At 35.2% G+C, this 7,014-nt stretch carries 7 protein-coding genes and 3 pseudogenes; all 10 read left to right on the forward strand.

What is annotated here, in order from left to right:
- Nucleotides 1-335, forward strand: a pseudogene (locus tag FC66_RS08045) (hypothetical protein); the annotation flags it as partial.
- Between the two features lie 213 nt (nucleotides 336-548).
- A pseudogene (locus FC66_RS08020) lies at nucleotides 549-632 on the forward strand (IS6 family transposase); the annotation flags it as partial.
- Nucleotides 633-1,335: 703 nt separating this feature from the next.
- Complete coding sequence (locus FC66_RS07710; RefSeq protein ID WP_003131442.1) at nucleotides 1,336-1,701, forward strand: plasmid mobilization protein; 366 nt, start codon at nucleotides 1,336-1,338, stop codon at nucleotides 1,699-1,701.
- Nucleotides 1,680-2,912, forward strand: coding sequence for a relaxase/mobilization nuclease domain-containing protein (locus FC66_RS07715; RefSeq protein ID WP_057974802.1), 1,233 nt, complete (start codon nucleotides 1,680-1,682; stop codon nucleotides 2,910-2,912). The genes FC66_RS07710 and FC66_RS07715 overlap by 22 nt, the downstream gene beginning before the upstream one ends.
- Complete coding sequence (locus FC66_RS07720) at nucleotides 2,909-3,532, forward strand: cell envelope integrity TolA family protein (protein WP_042219812.1); 624 nt, start codon at nucleotides 2,909-2,911, stop codon at nucleotides 3,530-3,532. The genes FC66_RS07715 and FC66_RS07720 overlap by 4 nt, the downstream gene beginning before the upstream one ends.
- A gap of 16 nt (nucleotides 3,533-3,548) precedes the next feature.
- Nucleotides 3,549-4,151: a protein adenylyltransferase Fic gene (gene fic / locus FC66_RS07725; protein WP_057974803.1), complete on the forward strand. Its 603-nt coding sequence runs from the start codon at nucleotides 3,549-3,551 to the stop codon at nucleotides 4,149-4,151.
- Nucleotides 4,152-4,544: 393 nt separating this feature from the next.
- Nucleotides 4,545-5,735: a RepB family plasmid replication initiator protein gene (locus FC66_RS07730; protein WP_057974804.1), complete on the forward strand. Its 1,191-nt coding sequence runs from the start codon at nucleotides 4,545-4,547 to the stop codon at nucleotides 5,733-5,735.
- Nucleotides 5,728-6,318, forward strand: coding sequence for a RepB-like protein (locus FC66_RS07735; RefSeq protein ID WP_057974805.1), 591 nt, complete (start codon nucleotides 5,728-5,730; stop codon nucleotides 6,316-6,318). The genes FC66_RS07730 and FC66_RS07735 overlap by 8 nt, the downstream gene beginning before the upstream one ends.
- Nucleotides 6,319-6,384: 66 nt before the next feature.
- Nucleotides 6,385-6,801 (forward strand): annotated as a pseudogene (locus FC66_RS07740) (RepB protein); the annotation flags it as partial.
- On the forward strand, nucleotides 6,798-7,014 hold a 217-nt coding region (locus FC66_RS07745), incomplete at its 3' end, for a helix-turn-helix domain-containing protein (protein ID WP_479427142.1). The pseudogene FC66_RS07740 and the gene FC66_RS07745, both read left to right, overlap by 4 nt.

The raw sequence follows: 7,014 nt of genomic DNA on the forward strand, positions 1-7,014 counted from the left end.
GTCTAGAAGATAAGCAAGAAGACAAAGAAAAATCCTATCTTAAAGAAAGAATTTCTGTTTTAGAGAAATTCTTAGATAAAGAACAAACATCAAATTCGGAATTAAAAAAAATTATTCAACAAACTCAAAACCTCTTAGACCAGCAACAGCGTTTAGCCTTGCAAGATAAAAAGTTGCTAGAAGAATACAAGGCGGAGAATGACAGCTTAAAAGCTCTTAAAATACCATCAGAGGACACCAAAGAGGAACAGACAGACAAACAATCGCAAGAAGTAAACAACGGTTCAGAACAGCCGATTGAAGCACCTAGAAAGTGGTATCAATTTTGGAAGTAAAATATAAAATGTAAGGAGCGATAAATATGAAAATTAATTATGATGAAGTCTATCAAGTGGAATTAATCAACGAATTGTCAGCAAGGGTCTATGGACGATTACTAAATATTTGTATCAAGGCAGGGTATGACTTAGACGGTTCTGTTGCAAAGTTTTTCTGATAAGTTTATTTTAGGGTAAATTAGAGTAAAAGGATAGCTTGGAGGAATGAAAATGGATCATTTTAAAGGCAAACAATTTCAAAAAGATGTGATTATTGTAGCCGTTGGCTATTATCTTCGTTATAACCTCAGCTATCTTTTTCTATTATTCTACCTTATTTGATAGTAGATTTAAAACTTTGCAACAGAACCAATTAAACCATTCAAGCGAAGCCATGACTTTAACATATCTTGGATTGGACCAAGCAAGTCGAGAGAACATATTAGACCAAATTGATTTTGGGTAATGAATGTTTAGAACTTAGTAGTCGTCCAAAAACGACTACTTTTTTTGTTGAATCGTCCAAGGACGATTCGATGCTTTTGACTTGTAAGAACAGGATTGAATGAAGCCATACTGTTCGCATATTTTTAGTGGATGAACAAACAAAATACGAGAGATTTTTTGTTCGTTCATCCATGGTTTTAGAAAAAAGAGGGACGATTTCGGAAGAAGAAAATCGTCTCTTTTTTTTCTTCTTTTTGTATGACAAAAAGAAAGATCTTTTGCCCATTTTATTTTTATAAAATGGGTAGGTGGCGTTCGCGTAAAGCAAATCGACACAATCCAAAGGGGATAAAAGGGGAAAGTGAAACTTCCCCCTTTTCAAGCCACATTGTAATACAAGAACGAAGTGCTTTGTATTACAATGTGATAGCTTGCAGTATTTATGGGTTTATATTTTCTATTTTGTTATAATGATTGTAACCGAATAGGGCGCAATGCTTATTACAAAATCAATGACAAAGGGCGATTGAGGAATGAGCGCTGGGGCATTTTATCTTTGAGGAGGCTATTTATGGATCAGAAAGAAGTATCACAAAATCAAACAAAGTACATTCAATTTAGATTATCTGAAGAACAATACAATAAGCTGAAAATTTCAGGAGAAACATATGGACTCTCTCCGAATCTTTATGCGAAAAAATTAGCACAAAAATCTCATTTAAAAAAACCTTATCTCGAACATGACCAAGCGAAATCTTTATTATTAGAACTCTCAAAACAAGGAACCAATTTAAATCAAATCGCCAAGAAACTCAATCAATTCGATCGGATGGACAACCAAGATAAAGAGCTGATCGAGGCTTTACGCTATACATACGGAGTACTCGCTCAAGCTCAAAAGGGGTATAAAGAGTTATGGCAACAATTGCAAAAATAAGCAATGGCGCAAGTGCAGCGAGCGCCCTTAATTATGCTTTAGGTCAAGACAGACCTATGCATGAAAAAACTGAACAGTGGCTACAAGACCATCAATTGGAACGTCCTGTGGAGCTGACAAATTGTCGGGCAGTTGCCGTGGGTGGAACCAACGGGATTGATCCCTTTATCGCCAAAGAACAATTTCATGTCATTCGACAACTTCATAACCAAACCAAAGAATCCAATCAGGTCTTGCGTATTACCCAATCTTTCGCCTTAGATGAACTGAATCCGAAAGTACAAAAGGACTGGCAAAAAGCCAACGATTTAGGCGTTGAGTTAGCAGAAAATCTCTATCCTAACCATCAAAGTGCTGTGTATACGCATTTAGACGGAAAAAATCACGTCTTACACAACCACATCATTGTCAATAAGGTCAATTTAGAGACAGGAAAGAAATTAAGAGAACAAAAAGGAGAAAGCGTTCAACGAGCACGAGAAATGAATGATCGACTCGCTTCTCGAGAAAACTGGCACATTTTAGAGCCACCAAAAGAGCGCCAAACAGAGACAGAAAAAGAACTAATCGCCAAAAATGAGTATTCTTACATGGATGATTTGAGAGAAAGAATCAATAAATCGCTTCAAGATGTCTCTGTGAGCTCATATGAGACGTTTAAAGAGCGTTTATCCGATAATGGTGTAATTCTATCAGAAAGAGGCCAAACGTTCTCATACGCCTTTTTAGACGCCAATAATAAGCAAAGACGAGCACGAGAGACCCGATTGGGTTCTGATTTTGGAAGGGAGACCATTTTACATGAGTTGGAAAACCGAGCAAGACAAAACGAATTTAGAGCTGTTGAACAACGAGAACCAGCGATTACTCCGCTTGAGCGAGACACTCAACAAAGAGAATCAGAAATTGTTAGCCTTGAACAAGCAATTGAACCAAGAAAATCAGAAGCTCTCAAGCGAGAATCAAAAATTAATCGATTTATTGACACAATCAAACAGCTTGCAGGACGAGTACCAGAACTTACTCAACGCGTTACAAGAAAATTAAAGCAAACAAAAGAGAAAATCCTCGAGGATTTTGAACGTCGCTTTTCAAAGGACATGAAAAATTACGAGCAAGAACAACAGAAAAGCCTAGAAAAACAAGCGAATAGAGACGTACAGTCCGAAAAGAAGCCAACAAAAGATCATGATCGGGGGATGAGTCGATGAATAAAGATGAACAACTCGTTGTTCAAGTATTAAATGCTTATAAAAATGGCAAAATTGATTTCAGTAACGTTCCAGAACTAGACCGCTTAGTCCGTCAAGAAGTTAATAAAGACTTTCGGGACTACCAAGAAAAAATAGAAGCTGTTGCGAATCAAAAAATTGAGTCTGCCATTCAAGAACAACTCCATCGTTTAGAGGCAGAAAACTTAAAAGCGACCATACTGAAAGACATTCAAGTTGAAAAACAAGCATTACTCGCTTTGAAAAAAGAACTGAATGAACAAAAAGAGCAGATAAAAGCAGATCGCAAACGTGAGATTGTCGAACGTTACGGTATTCTGATTGCGAACATTGTCTGCCTGTTCTGTTTCTTAGTTGTCGGTATTCTCATCGGACGATGGATTTATAAAGGTATCTGGGATGGTTGGGGTTTGCATATTTTGTATGACACAGTGATGGAAATACAGCCTAAACATCCTTATGGGGCAGTCGTTCTTGGATTAGGTGGTTTTGGTTTAATCGGTGCTGGCATCTATGGCAGTTTTCGATTAATGTATACCGCTTCAACATGGTTTGATCAACGTCCAAAAATCTTTAAAAGAATCTTTCCGAAAAAATAGAGAGTGAGGTAATCCTGTGGTTTTAGAAAATAAATTAGGCTTAACAAATTCAGCAGAATTAGCTAAACAAGAAGAGTTATTAACGAAAAAAAGAGCCAAAGAATTGTTTGAGTCTGGCAAAATAGAGGATCTGGAAATTGGGACGTTTCAAGGCTTATCTGATATTCATCAGTTTTTATTCCAAGATATTTACGACTTTGCAGGAAAAATTCGAGAAGTGAATATTGCGAAAGGAAACTTTCAATTTGCGCCACGTATTTTTTTAGCGCAAACACTTGAATATATTGATAAATTACCTCAAGAAACATTTGATGAAATTATTGATAAGTACTCGGATATGAATGTGGCGCATCCTTTTAGGGAAGGCAATGGACGAGCCACTCGTATCTGGTTGGATTTAATTCTTAAAAATAAACTACACAAAATCGTCGATTGGAATCAAATTGATAAGGATGAATATTTAAATGCCATGATCCGTAGTACAGTCAGCACCAATGAATTAAAATATTTGATTCAAAAGGCTTTAACTGATGATTTAGGAAAAGAACAATTCTTTAAAGGAATTGATGCGAGTTATTATTACGAGGGCTATTACGAAATTAAAACAGAAGATCTATAAACACGTATAAACACGATTTAAAGGAACAGACTGCTCAATATAAAACTTGAGCAGTCTGTTTCTTTTTTTGGATGATTTTGACCTTTGATTTTAAATTTTTGAAAAAAATAAAAAAAGCGAAGCCTATATTACATTTATCTTATATATTTTAATCTTTTGTTCTTTTGCGTGAAAAAAAAGTCAGTGGTAGCAAGGAAGGACAGATTTTTATAGCAACAAAAAACGATGTATATAGCAACAAAAAACGATGTATATAGCAACAAAAAACGATGTATATAGCAACAAAAACTTGATTAAGTTGCTATATATTTGTATAATGAAAGCATAGAGAAAATTGACGTCTAAATCACTTCTCTATGCTTAATCACAAAACACTCACAAAGGAGTTTTTCTATGTCTATTATATCAGAAAATCAAAAGCAGGTGTATACCTTGAATGAAATCGAAAAACGTAAAGTGGTCGAGCATAATAGCTTGATTACTTCAATCGCTAAAATGCAAAAGACCGCTTTAAAAATGTTTGAATTAGCCGTGTCTTGCATTGATACAGAAAATCCGCCCAAAGATAATATAATCTATCTTTCAAAAAAAGAATTATTTTCTTTTTTTGATGTATCTTCAGCAAGTAAACATACTCGTTTTAAAGAAGCGATTGAGTATATGCAGAAACAAGCTTTTTTTCAAATTAAAGAAGAAAAAAATAAAGGGTATGAAATGACAAGTATCGTCCCAATACCAACTGTTAAATGGAACAGCTACAGTGACGATGTAATGATACAATTTAATCAATTTATTATGCCTTATCTGATTAATTTAAAGGCAGAATTTACACAGTATAAAATCTCTGAATTGAAAGAACTTAATAGCAAGTACAGTCTTATCTTATATCGTTGGTTAGCTATGAATTATAGCCAGTACGAGCATTATAGTGTTAAAGGTGGACGGAGAGCCGAGCAAGTGGAAGCCTACCGCAACCCCTCAATCACAGTGAAAGAGTTGCGAGAAATCACTGATACGATTAATGAATATACACGTTTTCAAAGTTTTGAAAACCGTGTATTAAAAAATGCCATTGAAGAAATCAACGCCCATACGTCCTTTAACGTGTCTTATGAGAAAGTCAAAAAAGGACGTTCGATTGATTCTATTGTTTTTCATATTGAGAAGAAACGCCGAGCGGACGATAACAGCTACAAGTTGGAAGATACGGCTTTTCAAGTAGATAAAAAGCAAAAAGAACAAAGCGAAGCTGTTCTAGTTAAGCAGGCAATGGAAAGCAAGTACACACGATTATTGATTGAAAACTTTCTCTTATCCCCTCTTGAAATGACGGACACGGCACTTATGGCAGGTTTGCAAAAGAACGTCTATCCGCTTTATGACGAGTTAAAGGAATTAAGAGGGTTTGAGGGAGTAAAAAAACACCTATCGTATGTTCATGATAAGCAAGAGCCTTACTCTAAAGGGAACATTGCGAAGTATCTTAAAAAGGCGATTGATCAATACTTACCAACTGTAAAATTACAAGACCTTGAACAACCAGAACGTGCAAGTGTTCGAGGTAAAGGAGAAATCCATGAGTGAAAATTTAAAAACCATAAAAGAAATTGCGGATGAAATAGGTGTTTCAAAGCAAGCTGTATGGCAAAAAATAAAAAAAGAATCGTCAATAGATTTACGTCAATTTACGTCAAAAAAAGGAAATACCGTTTACGTTGACGTTGATGGTCAAAAAGTTATTAAGAATGCTTTTTTTAACAAAACGTCAACTAAAAAACGTCAACAAAAAGTTTTTGTTGACGACAACGTGAATAATTCAGTTGATGGCAATCCAGAGGGGAATGAAGAGATTTTATTTTTAAGGAATCTAGTGTCCGAACTCCAATCAGAAAAAAAAGAGCTTCATAAGCTATTAGACCAGCAACAACGTCTAGCCTTACAGGATAAAAAATTACTAGAAGAGTATAAATCAGAAATCAATGAATTGAAAGCTCTTAAAATGCCTCAGGAGGATATGAAAGATGGCTCGTCGATAAGGGGTGAGGCGCAGGAAGAAATTGAACGACTGAAAGCTCAATTGAAGTTATCAGAAGAAGAACGAAACAAGGCAAAAGAAAAAGAGCCGGTAAAAACAGAATCTAAAAAATGGTGGCAACTATGGAAATGAGAGGGGATCAAATGAGTCATTCGGAACAAATGATTGAAAACCAGTTCATACAAATCTTAAGTGAGAAAGAAAGGGCGTTCGATTGATAGCATAGTCTTTCATATCGAGAAGAAACGTTGTGCTGACGATAATAGTTACAAGTTGGGAGATAAAGACTATCAAGCCGATAAAAAGCAAAAATCAAGAAATGAAGCGGACTTACTAAAACAGGCAATGGAAAGTAAATATACAAGACTTTTATCTGAAAATTTCTTAATTGGCATGAATGATATTATGGATACAGCCACAATGGTAGGCTTACAGAAGAATGTTTATCCGCTTTATGACGAACTGAAAGAATTAAGAGGGCTAAATGGTGTCAAAGACCACTTGTCTTATGTTGCCAGCAAACAAGAAGCCTATTCTAAACGTAATGTAGCGAAGTATCTCAAAAAAGCAATTGAGCAGTACTTACCAACAGTTAAAAGGCAGGATTTATCATGAGTGAAGAATTAAAAACAATAAAAGAGCTGGCGGACGAATTAGGTATTAGTAAAAAGTATTTACAAAACAAAATCAGTTATGAAAAAAAGAAACAAAATTTATCTATCGGAAATTGGAAAAAAATATCCGGAAAAAATACAATAGTATTATCTGACAAAGAACAAACATTAATAAAAAGTTGGTTAAACAGTCTAGAAGATAAGCAAGAAGACA

The organism is Dellaglioa algida DSM 15638, from assembly GCF_001434695.1.
Lineage (GTDB): Bacteria > Bacillota > Bacilli > Lactobacillales > Lactobacillaceae > Dellaglioa > Dellaglioa algida.

Bases quoted from the DNA above. Each gene is read 5' to 3' on its own strand.
- FC66_RS07730 (WP_057974804.1), top strand. From the start codon at position 4,545: ATGTCTATTATATCAGAAAATCAAAAGCAGGTGTATACCTTGAATGAA.
- FC66_RS07715 (WP_057974802.1), top strand. From the start codon at position 1,680: ATGGCAACAATTGCAAAAATAAGCAATGGCGCAAGTGCAGCGAGCGCC.
- FC66_RS07710 (WP_003131442.1), top strand. From the start codon at position 1,336: ATGGATCAGAAAGAAGTATCACAAAATCAAACAAAGTACATTCAATTT.
- FC66_RS07720 (WP_042219812.1), top strand. From the start codon at position 2,909: ATGAATAAAGATGAACAACTCGTTGTTCAAGTATTAAATGCTTATAAA.
- FC66_RS07735 (WP_057974805.1), top strand. From the start codon at position 5,728: ATGAGTGAAAATTTAAAAACCATAAAAGAAATTGCGGATGAAATAGGT.